This is a genomic window from Hydrogenophaga sp. Root209, assembly GCF_001428625.1.
Taxonomy (GTDB): domain Bacteria; phylum Pseudomonadota; class Gammaproteobacteria; order Burkholderiales; family Burkholderiaceae_C; genus Hydrogenophaga.
Genome location: NZ_LMIE01000031.1, coordinates 117,284 through 130,948 on the forward strand (window position 1 = coordinate 117,284; position 13,665 = coordinate 130,948).

The window sequence follows — 13,665 nt, forward strand, 5'->3', positions numbered from 1 at the left end:
CCCCTCCTCCTTGATTTCGCTGCGCCGTGCCCCATGGCCGCCGATGACCTCGTTGGCACTCGTCAAGGCTCACGCCAACATTGCTTCAAGCTCGTGAGTGAGCGGCGTTCTGCGCAGCGGCATCAAGGAGGAGGCGGCACCAGCCGCCGGGGGACAGCCGCGGAGCAGAGCGCCGCTCGCTCACGAGCCCGCGAAGGTGCAGGCATAAAAACCACCCGACAAACGACCGTTGACGCAAAACAATGGTACCGGTACCATGCGATCCGACAATCATTGGTACCGGTACCAATTCGCGGCGACTACACCACCCGATTCCACCCCTGAAGGAGACATGCAATGAAGAAACTGCTTTGCGCACTCGGCGCATCCATGGTCATGACCACCGCCATGGCCTGGCCCGACAAGACCGTCACCATCGTCGTGCCCTTCCCACCCGGCGGCTCCACCGACGTGATCGCCCGCACCCTGCAGCCCCGCCTCCAGGAAAAGCTTGGTGGCACCTTTGTGGTGGAAAACAAGGCCGGCGCCACCGGCACCATTGGCGCCACGCACGTGGTGCGCTCCGCGCCCGATGGCCACACGCTGTTCGTTTCGTCGCTTGGCCCCTTCGTGATCGCGCCGCACCTGTTCAAGGTGAGCTACGACGCGCCCAAAGACTTCGACTACATCTCGGTCGCAGTGCAGGCGCCCAACGTGCTGGTGGTGCCCGCCGCTTCACCCCACAAAAACATGGCCGACGTGCTGGCGTTCCAGAAAGCCAACCCCGGCAAGATGACATTTGCATCGTCGGGCAACGGCAGCAGCGACCACCTCACCGCCGAACTCTACTGGCAGCAAACCGGCACCAGTGGCGTGCACGTGCCCTACAAAGGCGGCGGCCCGGTGATGACCGATCTGTTGGGCGCCCAGGTGGATTCGTCGTTCATGAACATCAACACCGCCATGCCGCAAATCGTGGCCGGCAAGCTGCGCGCACTCTCCATTACCAGCGCCCAGCGCTCGCCCTTGCTGCCCAACGTGCCCACGCTCGAGGAACTCGGCATCAAGGACGCCAACGTGTACTCGTGGCAGGCCGTGGCCGGTCCCAAGGGCATGCCGGCCGATGTGAAAGCCAAGCTGCACGCTGCGATCAAGGAAGTGTTGAACGACCCGGCCGTCAAGCCGAAGCTGCTCGAAGTGGGCTTCGAAATCGTCGCGAACACGCCTGAGCAGTTCACTGCATTCCAGGCTGCCGAGTTCGCGCGCTGGCAGAAGCTTATCCAGGCCCGCAACATCAAAGCCGACTGATCCCATGCCGTCTTTCGCCACGCCCCGCGTCACCGCCTTGCGCGTCATTCCTGTCGCCGGGCGCGACAGCATGTTGCTCAACCTGAGCGGCGCACACGCGCCCTTCTTCACCCGCAACCTGCTCATCCTCACCGACAGCGCCGGCAACACCGGCGTGGGCGAGGTGCCCGGTGGCGAGAAGATCCGCCAGACGCTGGAAGACGCGGCCGAACTGGTGGTGGGCCAGTCGCTGGGCAACCACCAGAAGCTGCTGCAGCAACTGCACACCCGTTTTGCCGACCGTGACTCGGGCGGGCGCGGGCTGCAGACCTTTGACCTGCGCACCACCATCCATGCGGTGACCGCGGTGGAGTCGGCCCTGCTCGACCTGCTCGGCCAACACCTGGGTGTGCCGGTGGCTGCACTGCTGGGCGAAGGCCAGCAGCGCGACGCGGTGGAGATGCTGGGCTACCTGTTCTTTGTCGCCGACAAGTCGAAGACCGATCTGCCCTACGCCAGCGAACCGGGTGCGGACAACGCCTGGAGCCGCATGCGGCACGAGGAGGCGATGACGCCCGAAGCCGTGGTGCGCCTGGCCGAGGCCGCGTATGAACGCTACGGCTTCAACGACTTCAAGCTCAAGGGCGGCGTGCTGCGCGGCGACGAGGAAGTGGACGCCGTCATCGCGCTGCACGAACGCTTTCCCGACGCGCGCGTGACGCTCGACCCCAACGGCGGCTGGCTGCTGAAAGACGCGATCCGCCTGGGCCAGCGCATGCGCGGCGTGGTCGCCTACGCCGAAGACCCGTGTGGCGCCGAAGACGGCTTCTCGGGCCGCGAGGTGATGGCCGAGTTCCGCCGCGCCACGGGCCTGCCCACCGCCACCAACATGGTCGCCACCGACTGGCGCCAGCTCACGCATGCGCTGTCGCTGCAGAGCGTGGACATTCCGCTGGCCGACCCGCATTTCTGGACCATGGCCGGCAGCGTGCGTGTGGCGCAGACCTGCCGCGACTGGGGCCTGACCTGGGGATCGCACTCCAACAACCACTTCGATGTGTCGCTGGCCATGTTCACCCACGTGGCGGCAGCCGCGCCCGGCAAGGTGACCGCCATCGACACGCACTGGATATGGCAGGACGGCCAGCGCCTCACGAAGGATCCGCTCACCATCCAGGGCGGCCACGTGCAGGTGCCCAAGACCCCGGGCCTGGGCGTGGAACTCGACATGGTTGAAGTGGAGAAGGCGCACCAGCTCTATCTGCAGCACGGCCTGGGCGCGCGCGACGACGCCACCGCCATGCAATACCTGATCCCGAACTGGACCTTCAACCCCAAGCGCCCTGCGCTCGACCGATGACACACCGCACTTGCAAGGAAGCTTCATGAGACCCAACCGCCTGCGCGAGATCTGGGCCGCCGGTGGCGCTGTCGTCAACGGCTGGCTGGCGATCCCCAACAGCTTCTCGGCCGAGACCATGGCCCACCAAGGCTGGGACTCGCTGACCATCGACCTGCAACACGGCGTGGTGGACTACCAGGCCATGGTGACCATGCTGCAGGCCATCAGCACCACCGAGACCGTGCCCGTGGTGCGCGTGCCCTGGCTGGAGCCCGGCATCCTCATGAAGACGCTGGATGCGGGTGCTTACGGTGTCATCTGCCCCATGGTGAACACGCGCGAAGACGCGCAGAAGCTGGTGGCGTACACCCACTACGCACCGCGCGGCACGCGCAGTTTCGGCCCGGTGCGCGCCCTGCTCTACGGCGGCGCCGACTATCCCCAGCACGCCAACGACACCATCGTGACCTTCGCGATGATCGAGACCGCGCAGGCGCTGGACAACCTCGACGACATCCTCTCGGTGCCGGGGCTGGACGCGATCTACATCGGCCCGTCCGACCTGTCGCTGGCGCTCGGCTGCAAGCCCACCTTCGACGACCTCGACCCCAAGGCCGCAGCAGCTGTCGAACACATCCTCGCGCGCGCCAAGGCGCACGGCCTGGTCGCCGGTATCCACAACGGCTCGCCCGAGGCCGCGATCAAACGCGTGGCCATGGGCTTCCAGTTCGTCACCGTGAGTTCGGACGCGCGCCTCATGGCCTCCGGCGCGCAGCAGGTGATGGCCACCATGCGCGCCGGAAATGCACCCAAAACCGAGGGCGGCTACTGAGCCCGCCCTTCACACAAAAGGACCCTTCATGAAAATCGGATTTATCGGCTTGGGCATCATGGGCACGCCCATGGCCCTGCACCTGGCTTCGGCCGGCCACCAGCTGTACGTGCACACGCGCAGTCAGGTGCCCGAAACCATTCAAGCCGCAGGCGGCGTGCGCTGCGACAACGCCGCCGCCGTGGCGCGCGAGGCCGACGTGGTGTTCACCATGGTGCCGGACACCCCCGACGTGGAAGCCGTGCTGTTCGGCGAGAACGGCGTGGCTTCTGGTTTGAAAGACAGCAAGGCCGGTCCGAACGGCCGGGTGGGCAAGGTCGTGGTCGACATGAGCTCGATCAGCCCCATGGCCACCAAGACCTTCGCGAAGAAGATCAATGAGCTCGGTGCCGACTACATCGACGCGCCGGTCTCTGGTGGCGAAGTGGGCGCCAAGGCCGGCTCGCTGACCATCATGTGCGGTGGCGACGAAGCCGTGTTCGAGCGTGTGCGCCCGCTGCTGGAACTGATGGGCAAGAACATCACGCTGGTGGGCGGCAACGGCGACGGCCAGACCACCAAGGTGGCCAACCAGATCATCGTGGCGCTCAACATCGCCGCCGTGAGCGAAGCCCTGGTGTTCGCCAGCAAGGCCGGCGCCGACCCGGCCAAGGTGCGCCAGGCGCTCATGGGCGGGTTTGCCGCCAGCCGCATTCTGGAAGTGCACGGCGAACGCATGATCAAGCGCACGTTCAATCCGGGCTTTCGCATCAAGCTGCACCAGAAAGACCTGAACCTGGCGCTGCAGGGCGCGAAGGAAATCGGTGTGTCACTGCCGCAAACCGCGAACGCCGCGCAGCTCATGCAAGCCTGCGCCGCGAACGGCATGGGTGATCTGGATCACTCGGCCCTGGTGAAGGCGCTTGAGTTGATGGCCGGGCACACCGTTTCGCCAGACTGACACTGGCGAAGCAGCCCCGGCCGAATCAGGACTTGGCCGCGGACGCCGGTGGTGTGGTCACCACCTCGCCATCCTTCACCGGCAGCGTGGCGCCGGGCTTGAAGGAGGTGCGCACCGTGCCGTCTTTGCCATCAAGGCGGTAGGTCACGTTGTAGCCCACCAGCTTCTGCGACTTTTCGTTCACGGTCCTGCAGCGCTGTTCGGACGTGGTCACAACGTCCTTCTGCTGCATGTTCTTCTGAACCTGGTTGCCGGCATAACCGCCGGCCGCGGCACCCGCCAGGGTCGCCACGGTCTTGCCGGTGCCGTTGCCCACGGCGCTGCCCAGCAAGCCACCGGCCAGGCCACCCACCACCGTGCCGGCAATGCGGTTCTGGTCTTTCACCGGAGCCGCGCGCTGCACCGCCACGGTTTCACAGCGCTCGCGCGGGGTCACCACGGTTTGGTTGATCTCCTTCACGGCCACCACGTCGGCGAACTTCGGCTGCGTCAGCGCCTTGTAGCCGGTGACGCCGCTGGCCCCGAGCACGACCATGGCGAGACCACCCACGGCGATACCTTTGATCATTGACTTGTCCATGTGCTCATCCTTTTTGAAGTTGAGGCAATCTAACCGGCTTTGACGACCCTCGAACGACCGCGTGTGACAAAAGGTGTTTCCTCCGGAATCCTCCGCCCCGTCACCCGATGTCACCCGACGCGCATGCCGGTATGGTGAATCGTCCATTGCTCAGGCTCGTCAACGGGCGCCGGGGGCAGAAGCCGGTCGCATTCGAGCTTTACCACGGCATAACATTCGCAGGCCCGGTCTTCCAGACCTTGTCGGTCGAGCACCTCGATGCGACCGCGCGCGTAGCGAATAAGGCCGTCGCGTTGCAGCGCCAGCGCCACCAGCGTGACGCTTTCGCGCCGCACGCCGAGCTTGCTGGCCAACAGCTCCTGCGTCATCTGCAGGCAGTTGCCCTCCACCCGGTCCAGGTTCAGCAGGATCAACCGGCAGACCTGTTGATCGACCGAGTGGTGTCGGTTGCACAGCGCCGTCTGCGCCACCTGCGTCAGCAGCGCTTGCGTGTAGCGCAGCAGCAGTTGCATCACCGCGCCGCCCGCGTTGAGCTCGTCAATGACGACCTGACGATTCATCCGGTAGCCCCGGCCTGCGCTTTGAACCACCGCGCGGCCGTTGGTCGAGATGCCGCCCATCAGCAGCGGCACGCCCACCACGCCGTCGTTGCCGACGGTGGCGAACTCGGCACAGGCTCCGCTGGCCGTGAGGTTGAGCAGTGACACGATGGCCGACGTGGGGAAATACACGTGGTTCAGGTCACTGCCCGATTCGTACAGCACCTGGCCCAGTGGCATGTTGACCAACTCCATCTGATGGGACCAGCGTTCCCAGTCGCTGGCGGGCAATGCCGCCAGCAGATGATTGGTGGGTGTACCCGCCGCGAACCGCTCATGCGCCGCGCAGCATTGGTGCGACGACAGTCCTTGGTGGGCAGGTGTGATGAACTGCAGGGGTGCGTGCGGGGGTGCAGAGAGGGCGTGCATTTGAACTTGCTCCTGAATGGCTGATGCCTTCAGTGTTCAGTACCGCACGCAAGCGGTCTGTCGGCGCGCAGGGCAGATGCGGGTAGGACAGTGCCTACACGGCGCCTGCCTTTGGTCGTGAGGCATTTTTCGCCCGCCTGCCGATCCGGGCACAATCCGCGCCTGCAGCACTTGCTGCGCCGCAACGAGAACCCGACCATGGACCTGCCCACCCACCAACTCACCATGACCGTGCTCATGACGCCCGACATGGCCAACTTCTCGGGCAATGTGCACGGTGGCACCATCCTCAAGCTGCTCGATCAGGTGGCCTACGCCTGCGCCAGCCGCTACGCGCGCAGCTATGTGGTCACGCTCTCGGTGGATCAGGTCATGTTCCGCCAGCCCATCCATGTGGGCGAGCTCGTGACCTTCATGGCCTCGGTGAACCACACCGGCACCTCGTCCATGGAGATCGGCATCAAGGTGGTGACCGAGCACATCCGCAACCAGGTGGTGCGCCACGCCAACAGCTGCTTCTTCACCATGGTGGCGGTGGGCGACGACGGCAAGCCGGTGGCGGTGCCTCCCCTGCAACCCGGCACCCCTGACGAACGCCGCCGCCACGCCGCCGCCCAGGTGCGCAAGCAACTGCGCCAGGAATTTGCCAGCCGCTTCGAGGAACTGCGCACCACCTCGGGTTGAGCGGTGTCCGGAGCGCTCAGCCCGCGCTTGATCTCAGGCTTCACGGATCGCGGCGGCCCGCAAGCGCAGTGCGTTTCCGATCACCGAGGCCGAGCTCAGGCTCATGGCCAGGGCCGCGATCATGGGCGAGAGCAGCCAGCCGGTGAAGGGATACAGCAAGCCGGCGGCCAATGGAATGCCCAGCGCGTTGTAGACGAACGCGAACGCCAGGTTCTGCTTCATGTTGGCCACCGTGGCCACCGACAGGGCGCGGGCCGTGGCGATGCCACGCAGGTCGCCTTTGACCAAGGTGAGCTGGGCGCTGTTCATGGCCACGTCGGTGCCCGTGCCCATGGCAATGCCCACGTCGGCGCGGGCCAGTGCCGGCGCATCGTTGATGCCGTCGCCCGCCATCGCCACCACGCGGCCCTCGGCCTGGAGCCGCTCCACCAGTTTGAGTTTGTCGGCCGGTTTCACTTCGCCGTGAACCTCGTCGATGCCCAGGCGCTGGCCGACCGAGCGCGCGGTGGTCAGGCCGTCGCCCGTGGCCATGACCACGCGGAATTTGGCCTGGCGCAGCGAGCCGAGTGCATCGGCCGTGGTGGCCTTGATCGGGTCGGACACGGCCAGCAGACCGGCCAGTGCCTTGTCCGCCGCGAGGTACATCACGCTGGCTCCCTGCGCACGGAGTGCTTCGGCCTCGCTGGCCAGCGGTGACACGTCCACACCCAGCTGCTGCAGCAGCGCCGTGTTGCCCAGGGCCAGGTCCTGGCCACTCACCCGGCCCCGCACCCCGATGCCGGATTCCGAGTCGAACTGCTCGGGCTCGTCCAGCGCAAGCCCCTGTTGCTTCGCCGCGGCCACGATGGCGGCGGCCAGCGGGTGTTCGCTGCCCTGGTCCAGACTGGCGGCCAGACGCAAGACCTCGCCTTCGGCAAAGTGCCCGAAGCCGATGGCTCGCTCGAAGGTCGGTCGTCCTTCGGTCAGGGTGCCGGTCTTGTCGACGATCAGCGTGTCGACCTTGCGAAGATTCTCGATGGCGGCGGCGTCGCGAAACAGCACACCGTGGGTGGCGCCACGACCGGTGGCCACCATGATCGACATGGGCGTGGCCAGCCCCAGTGCGCAGGGGCACGCGATGATCAGCACGGCCACGGCGTTGATGAGCGCATGCACCCAGCTCGGCTCGGGCCCAAGCCAGCCCCAGACGAAAAAGGTGAGCAATGCCGCCACCACGACGCCCATCACGAAGTAGCCCGCCACCTGGTCGGCCATGCGCTGCATGGGCGCGCGCGAGCGCTGCGCCATGGCCACCATCTGCACGATCTGCGAGAGCACGGTGGCAGACCCGACATGCTCGGACTTCATCACCAGGGCGCCGCTGGTGTTGAGCGTGGCGCCGATCAGCTTGTCGCCGATCCGCTTGGTCACCGGCAGCGGCTCGCCGGTGAGCATGGATTCGTCCACCGCGCTGCTGCCCTCGACCACCGTGCCATCGGTGGGCACCTTCTCGCCCGGGCGCACGCGCAGCAGATCGCCCACATGCACGTGGGCCAGCGGCACGTCTTCCTCCTGCCCATCGGCCGTGATGCGCCGCGCGGTCTTGGGCGCCAGCCCCAGCAGCGAACGGATGGCCGCCGAAGTCTGTGAGCGCGCCTTGAGCTCCAGCAGTTGCCCCAGCAGGGTGAGCGAGATGATCACCGCCGCCGCTTCGAAGTACACCGCCACCCGCCCCATCGAGACGAACGCTTCGGGAAACACCTGCGGAGCCACCGTGGCCACCACGCTGTAAACAAACGCCGACCCGGTGCCCAGGCTGATGAGGGTCCACATGTTGGGGCTGCGGTTCACCACCGACTGCACCCCACGCACGAAAAACGGCCAGCCAGCCCACAGCACGATGGGCACGGTGAGCACGAGTTCGATCCAGCTCTGGGTGGCCATCTCGAACCAGCCCAGGCTGTGGCCAGACATCGCCAGCACCGTCACCACCACCGTGAGCGGCAGGGTCCACCAGAAGCGACGCTGGAAATCCAGCAGTTCGGGGTTCTCGGCCTCGTCCAGCGCGGGCATGACCGGCTCCAGCGACATGCCGCACTTGGGACAGTTGCCCGGGTGGTCCTGGCGAATCTCCGGGTGCATCGGGCAGGTGTAGACCGTGCCGGGCGCGGCTTGAGCCGACGCGTGGCCATGGGCATGCCCCGCGTGGGCGTGGTGCGTGTGCGCGTCCATGAGCGATCTCCTGCGGTGATGGCAGGAGCATGAGCTTGATCCTTGCCGCCGTGGCAAGGTCAAGGGTTCATCGGACAGGCGGCGCGGCGGTGGCTCCCGGCATGCGTTGCATCATCATGTCCATCATGGTCTGCATCATGTCCATGCGCTGCTCCAGCATCTGTTGACGCTGGGCCGGGTCCATGGGCATGCCCCGGCCCTGCATGCCCTGCATCGCGCCCATGCCGCCTTCCATGGCTTTCATGTGCTCGGCCATCAGCGCCTGGCGCTCTTCGGGGGTCTTGGCGTTCCTCATCTTGTCGCGCATCGCATGCATCGAATCCATCGAGCCCTGCATGGCCATGGGCGCCGCGCCCGGGTGATGCGCAGGCGACGCGTGGGGGCCGCGGAACCCTCCGGGGCCCGCGCAGGCGGCCAACAGGGTGAGTGTGGACAGCGCGGTCAAGGTCTTCAGTGCAACCATGGTGATCTCCTGATGGGAAAGTCCCATGGTTTTCAGCATGCGCGCCTGAGCAGATGGCGCATTGCGCCAGATCAAGGAAGAACCACGAAGCGCCGACCACCCGACCACCCGACCACCCGGCCGCATGCCTCAGGGCTTGCGCGCGACGATGGTCGCGAACGACTTCACCGTGTCGCCCGGTGCTGCGAATTCCTGGTGCCCGGACTCGATCACCTGCCAGCCGGCCAGCCGGGTCTCCAGGAAATCCTTCGCAAACAGGCAATGCGACTCGGGGTCGAACATGTCCATGTAGGTCGTGCCCTCGACCAGCACGTTCACCAACATCGTGCCACCCGGCACCAGGTGCTCCTGCAGGTCGGCCAGCGCCCTGTGCGCCGTGGCGCAGTCCAGGAACATCAGCAGGCCGATGGAGACGATGGTGTCGAACTCGCCGCTCACGCTGTAGCGGCTGAGGTCGGCCACCTGCGCCTGCACCGGCAGGCCCTCGGCACTGGCCACCTGTTGCAGATGTGAAATCGCGACCTCGCTGGCATCGAGCGCGAGCACCGAACAGCCCTGACGCGCGGCGGCCAGGGCCAGATTGCCCATGCCGCAGCCGAAGTCGAGCACGCGGCCCCTCAGATGCGGCAGCGCGGCCTGCTCGAACGGGTTGAGCGCCGATTCGGTCTGGTGGATCTGCCGTTCGAACTGGCGGTCGAAGAAGTCAACGCTGCGGTTGCTGCCCATGAGTGCCTTGCTGTGTTGGTCTGACGTGTTGCGCATGGTAGGCGCAAGCGCATCGACAGCGCCGTGATCCGGGTTCATCATCGAATTCTTCGACCCGCCATCCACACGCCAAGGAGGACCCCGCCATGCCCGTTGAAGTTTTTGATGCCATCGTCGTCGGCGCCGGACAGGCCGGCCCGGCGCTGGCCGCGCGCTGTGCCCGCGAAGGTCTGCGCACGGCGGTGATCGAGCGCCACCATTTCGGCGGCACCTGCGTCAACGTGGGCTGCGTTCCGACCAAAACCCTGGTGGCCAGCGCACGCGCCGTGCGCCAGGCGCACAGGGGCGCCGAATACGGTTTTGACGCGGGCGAGATCCGGGTCGACATGGCGCGTGTGAAGGCCCGCAAGGAGCGCCTCGTGCTGCAGTCGCGCCAGGGGGTGGAGGCGTGGATGCGGGGCCTGGACCACACCGAGGTGATCACCGGCGAGGCGCGCTTCGTGGCGCCCCCGTGCGCCCCGATCTGCAGGGCATCGACGATGTGCCGACGCTGGACAACGCGTCGTTGATGGAGTTGTCCACCGTGCCCGAGCACTTGGTCATCGTCGGGGGCAGCTACATCGGCCTGGAGTTCGCGCAGATGATGCGCCGCTTCGGCGCCGAGGTGACGGTGGTGGAGCGCGCGGCACACCTGTTGCCACGCGAAGACGCCGACGTGTCCGACGGCATCCGCGAGATTCTCGAGGCCGAGGGCGTGCGCTTCGAACTCGAAGCCGAATGCATGGCGCTGGCGCGCAACGGCAAGCGCATCAGGGTGGGCGCGCAGTGCGCCGACGAACGCGCGCCCATCGAAGCCAGCCACGTGCTGCTGGCCGTGGGCCGGCGCCCCAACACCGATGGACTCGGCCTGGAGCAGGCCGGCATCCGCACCGACGACAAGGGCTACATCGAGGTGGACGACCAGTGCCGCACCAGCGCCGACGGCGTGTGGGCCGTGGGCGACTGCAACGGCCGGGGCGCCTTCACCCACACCGCCTGGAACGACCACGAGATCGTGGTGGCCAACCTGTTCGACAAGGACCCGCGCCGCCTCAGCGACCGCATTGCGTGCTACGCCCTCTTCATCGATCCGGCGCTGGGCCGCATGGGCATGAGCGAGACGCAAGCCCGGGAGAGCGGCCGCCCGGTGCTGATGGGCAAGATGGCGATGCAGAAGGTGGGTCGCGCGCGCGAGGCCGGCGAAACCCAGGGTTTCATGAAGGTGCTGGTGGATTCGGACTCGCGGCAGCTGCTGGGCGCGGCCATCCTCGGCCTCAATGGTGACGAGGTGGTCCACAGCCTGCTGGACCAGATGGCCGCCGGTGTGCCCTGCGACGCGATGGCGCGCACCATGCACATCCACCCCACGGTGTCGGAACTGCTGCCCACGCTGCTGCAGCAACTCAAGCCGCTGGACTGAAGGCCTCGCGTCGACGTTGAACACTTCCCCAACCTCCCACAGTTCGCTCACAATATCAGTACTTGCTAATTTACTTCCAAATAACGGAGACAACATGCGCCACCGACACATCGTTCTTTCGGTGCTGGGCACCGCCGCCCTGCTCGGCTCGACCGCGGCCCTGGCCAACAAGGCGGCCGCCATCGACGAAATGGAGGCCTACCTGGAGTTCGTGGACTACGGCGGTGGCGTGATCTTTGCCGAGCAGATCCCCAAAGACGACTGGAAGAAGTTCGTGCTGATCGACGCACGCGACGCCGGGCAGTTTGCCAAGGGGCACATCCCGGGCGCCATCAACATGGACTGGCGCCAGGTGCTGGCCAAACGCGAATCGATCCCCAAGGACAAACCGGTGCTGATCTACTGCAACACCGGTTCGCTGTCGGCGCAAGCCGGGTTTGCGCTGCGCGTGGCGGGCTGGGACAACCTGCGCATCCTGCAAGGCGGCATGGAAGAGTGGAAGGCCAAGGGAGGCTTTGATGCCGCCACCCACACGACCAGCGGTGCAAAGCACTGACCCCCCGAACCCCATCACCTGAGGAGCGTTCCATGTTCCCGTCAATGCCCATCCACGCGCACCCGATCTTGCGCCACTGGCTGCTGCGTGCCCTTGCGTTGGGCCTCGCCGCACTGAGCGTGTCTGCCACGGCACAAACCGCGCCGGAGATGACGCCGCAGAAGGTCGGCCCCAACAGCTGGTACGTGCAAGGCCTGGCCGCGATGGGCTCACCGGCCAACCAGAACTTCATCAGCAACGCCGGCTTTGTGGTGGCACCGCAAGGCGTGGTGGTGATCGATGCGCTGGGCTCACCCGCGCTGGCGCGCCGGCTGGTGCAGAAGATCACGGAGATCACGCCCAAGCCGATCACCCACGTGGTGCTCACTCACTACCACGCCGACCACATCTACGGCCTGCAGGTGTTCAAGGAACTGGGCGCGCAGATCATTGCGCAGCAAGACGCGCGGACCTACCTGAACTCCGATACGGCGGCGCAACGCCTCGTGGCCTCGCGCACCGAGCTGGCGCCCTGGGTGGACGACAACACCCGCCTGGTGCCGGCCGACCGCTGGCTCACCGACTCCACCACCCTGGAGCTGGCGGGCATGCGCTTCGTGGTGGAACGGGTGGGGCCGTCGCACACGCCCGAAGACCTGGCCATTCATGTGCCCAGCGAACGCGTGCTGTTCGCCGGTGACCTCATGTTCAGCGGACGCCTGCCCTTCGTGGGCCAGGCCGACAGCGGCCAGTGGATCGCCTCGCTCGACCGCCTGCTGCGCTTTGACGTGCAGGTGGTCGTGCCCGGCCACGGCGCAGCGTCCACCGAGCCGCGCAAGGACATGGTGGTAATGCGCGACTACCTCACCTACCTGCGCAGCACCATGGGCCAGGCGGCCAAGGACCTGGTGCCGTTCGAAGAGGCCTACAGCAACACCGACTGGAGCCGCTTCGAGCCCATGCCCATGTTCCGCTTTGCCAACCGCATGAACGCCTACAACACCTACCTGCTCATGGAGAAGGAAAGTTTGGGCGGGCGGTGAGCGGGCGTCTGCGATACCGCCATCGGCCTCCACAAGGCGGGGTTGAGATCGAGGGTGATGTGGATTCTGCGTAAGCGCACAGCCATCTCACCCTTGAAGGGATGGGCGTAAGCGGCAACGATGGCGTCCACCAAGCAGTTGAGGTGGACACCATGAATGAAGCCAGGAAGAAGACCCGCCGGCGGTACGGCGCCGAGCTCAATCAGCAGATCCTTGCTCAGTGCGCCGAGCCAGGCGCTTCGGTGGCCAGCATTGCGATGTCGCACGGTATCAACGCCAACGTCGTTCATAAATGGCGCCGCCAAGCCTGCGGCGCGCTGCCTGCACTGCAGGCCCCCTGCATTCGTTCCCGTGTCACTGCCACCTGCGGCGTGCGCGCCTGCGCCGGACATCTGCATTGAACTGCGCCGTGGCGCGACCAGCGCCTCATTGACCTGGCCACTGACTGCGGCCGAGCAGTGCGCCGTCTGGATGCGAGCGCTGCTCAAGTGATCCGGGTGGATGCCTTGTGGCTGGCCACCGAACCGCTGGACATGCGAGCGGGCACCGAGACGGCGCTGGCTCGCGTGGTGTCGGTCTTCGGCGCAGCGCGCCCCTGGCAGCCTGCCTCCACCTGAGCATCAGCCATGACCGCCGT

General features: G+C 66.4%; 14 protein-coding genes and 1 pseudogene. 10 read left to right on the forward strand and 5 right to left on the reverse strand.

The window, feature by feature from the left end:
* Window positions 1–336: 336 nt before the first annotated feature.
* The 4 genes from ASE11_RS19000 to glxR are packed head-to-tail and all read left to right on the forward strand — an operon-like array spanning window position 337 to window position 4,380.
* Window positions 337–1,287, forward strand: coding sequence for a Bug family tripartite tricarboxylate transporter substrate binding protein (locus ASE11_RS19000; RefSeq protein WP_056275181.1), 951 nt, complete (start codon window positions 337–339; stop codon window positions 1,285–1,287).
* A gap of 4 nt (window positions 1,288–1,291) precedes the next feature.
* Entirely contained in the window at window positions 1,292–2,626 is a 1,335-nt protein-coding gene (gudD, locus tag ASE11_RS19005; protein WP_056275183.1) for a glucarate dehydratase, read from the forward strand.
* A 25-nt stretch (window positions 2,627–2,651) separates the two neighbouring features.
* The gene (locus tag ASE11_RS19010) at window positions 2,652–3,440 is read left to right on the forward strand and encodes an HpcH/HpaI aldolase family protein (protein WP_056275185.1); all 789 of its coding nucleotides are present in this window, start codon (window positions 2,652–2,654) and stop codon (window positions 3,438–3,440) included.
* A gap of 28 nt (window positions 3,441–3,468) precedes the next feature.
* Window positions 3,469–4,380, forward strand: a complete 912-nt coding sequence (gene glxR / locus ASE11_RS19015; RefSeq protein WP_056275187.1) for a 2-hydroxy-3-oxopropionate reductase — start codon at window positions 3,469–3,471, stop codon at window positions 4,378–4,380.
* A gap of 25 nt (window positions 4,381–4,405) precedes the next feature.
* On the opposite strand, the gene ASE11_RS19020 is transcribed toward glxR, so the two are convergent.
* A complete protein-coding gene (locus ASE11_RS19020) occupies window positions 4,406–4,960 on the reverse strand; it encodes a glycine zipper 2TM domain-containing protein (RefSeq protein WP_056275189.1) in 555 nt (184 codons plus the stop codon).
* A 110-nt stretch (window positions 4,961–5,070) separates the two neighbouring features.
* Window positions 5,071–5,928: a Crp/Fnr family transcriptional regulator gene (locus tag ASE11_RS19025; RefSeq protein ID WP_082585863.1), complete on the reverse strand. Its 858-nt coding sequence runs from the start codon at window positions 5,926–5,928 to the stop codon at window positions 5,071–5,073.
* A 198-nt stretch (window positions 5,929–6,126) separates the two neighbouring features.
* On the opposite strand from ASE11_RS19025, the gene ASE11_RS19030 reads away from it, so the two are divergent.
* A complete protein-coding gene (locus ASE11_RS19030; protein ID WP_056276352.1) occupies window positions 6,127–6,612 on the forward strand; it encodes an acyl-CoA thioesterase in 486 nt (161 codons plus the stop codon).
* 33 nt (window positions 6,613–6,645) lie between these two features.
* Here the strand turns inward: ASE11_RS19030 and ASE11_RS19035 are convergent, their stop codons facing one another.
* The 3 genes from ASE11_RS19035 to ASE11_RS19045 all read right to left on the reverse strand — a co-directional run bounded on the left by ASE11_RS19035 (window position 6,646) and on the right by ASE11_RS19045 (window position 10,048).
* Window positions 6,646–8,823: a copper-transporting P-type ATPase gene (locus tag ASE11_RS19035; protein WP_056275192.1), complete on the reverse strand. Its 2,178-nt coding sequence runs from the start codon at window positions 8,821–8,823 to the stop codon at window positions 6,646–6,648.
* Window positions 8,824–8,890: 67 nt separating this feature from the next.
* Window positions 8,891–9,286 carry a hypothetical protein gene (locus ASE11_RS19040; RefSeq protein ID WP_056276355.1) on the reverse strand — a complete coding sequence of 132 codons (396 nt, stop codon included), beginning with the start codon at window positions 9,284–9,286 and terminating at the stop codon, window positions 8,891–8,893.
* Window positions 9,287–9,415: 129 nt separating this feature from the next.
* Window positions 9,416–10,048 carry a methyltransferase domain-containing protein gene (locus ASE11_RS19045; protein WP_056275193.1) on the reverse strand — a complete coding sequence of 211 codons (633 nt, stop codon included), beginning with the start codon at window positions 10,046–10,048 and terminating at the stop codon, window positions 9,416–9,418.
* Window positions 10,049–10,137: 89 nt separating this feature from the next.
* On the opposite strand from ASE11_RS19045, the pseudogene ASE11_RS19050 reads away from it, so the two are divergent.
* The 5 genes and pseudogenes from ASE11_RS19050 to ASE11_RS25515 all read left to right on the forward strand — a co-directional run bounded on the left by ASE11_RS19050 (window position 10,138) and on the right by ASE11_RS25515 (window position 13,645).
* Window positions 10,138–11,450: pseudogene (locus ASE11_RS19050) on the forward strand (mercuric reductase).
* 94 nt (window positions 11,451–11,544) lie between these two features.
* Window positions 11,545–12,006, forward strand: a complete 462-nt coding sequence (locus ASE11_RS19055) for a rhodanese-like domain-containing protein (protein WP_056275195.1) — start codon at window positions 11,545–11,547, stop codon at window positions 12,004–12,006.
* A 32-nt stretch (window positions 12,007–12,038) separates the two neighbouring features.
* Window positions 12,039–13,028, forward strand: coding sequence for an MBL fold metallo-hydrolase (locus tag ASE11_RS19060; RefSeq protein ID WP_321166268.1), 990 nt, complete (start codon window positions 12,039–12,041; stop codon window positions 13,026–13,028).
* A 152-nt stretch (window positions 13,029–13,180) separates the two neighbouring features.
* Window positions 13,181–13,429: a transposase gene (locus ASE11_RS19065; RefSeq protein WP_162258067.1), complete on the forward strand. Its 249-nt coding sequence runs from the start codon at window positions 13,181–13,183 to the stop codon at window positions 13,427–13,429.
* Window positions 13,430–13,486: 57 nt separating this feature from the next.
* Window positions 13,487–13,645 (forward strand): hypothetical protein, encoded by a 159-nt coding sequence (locus ASE11_RS25515; protein ID WP_156406415.1) that lies wholly within the window; start codon window positions 13,487–13,489, stop codon window positions 13,643–13,645.
* The last annotated feature ends 20 nt before the right edge of the window (window positions 13,646–13,665 follow it).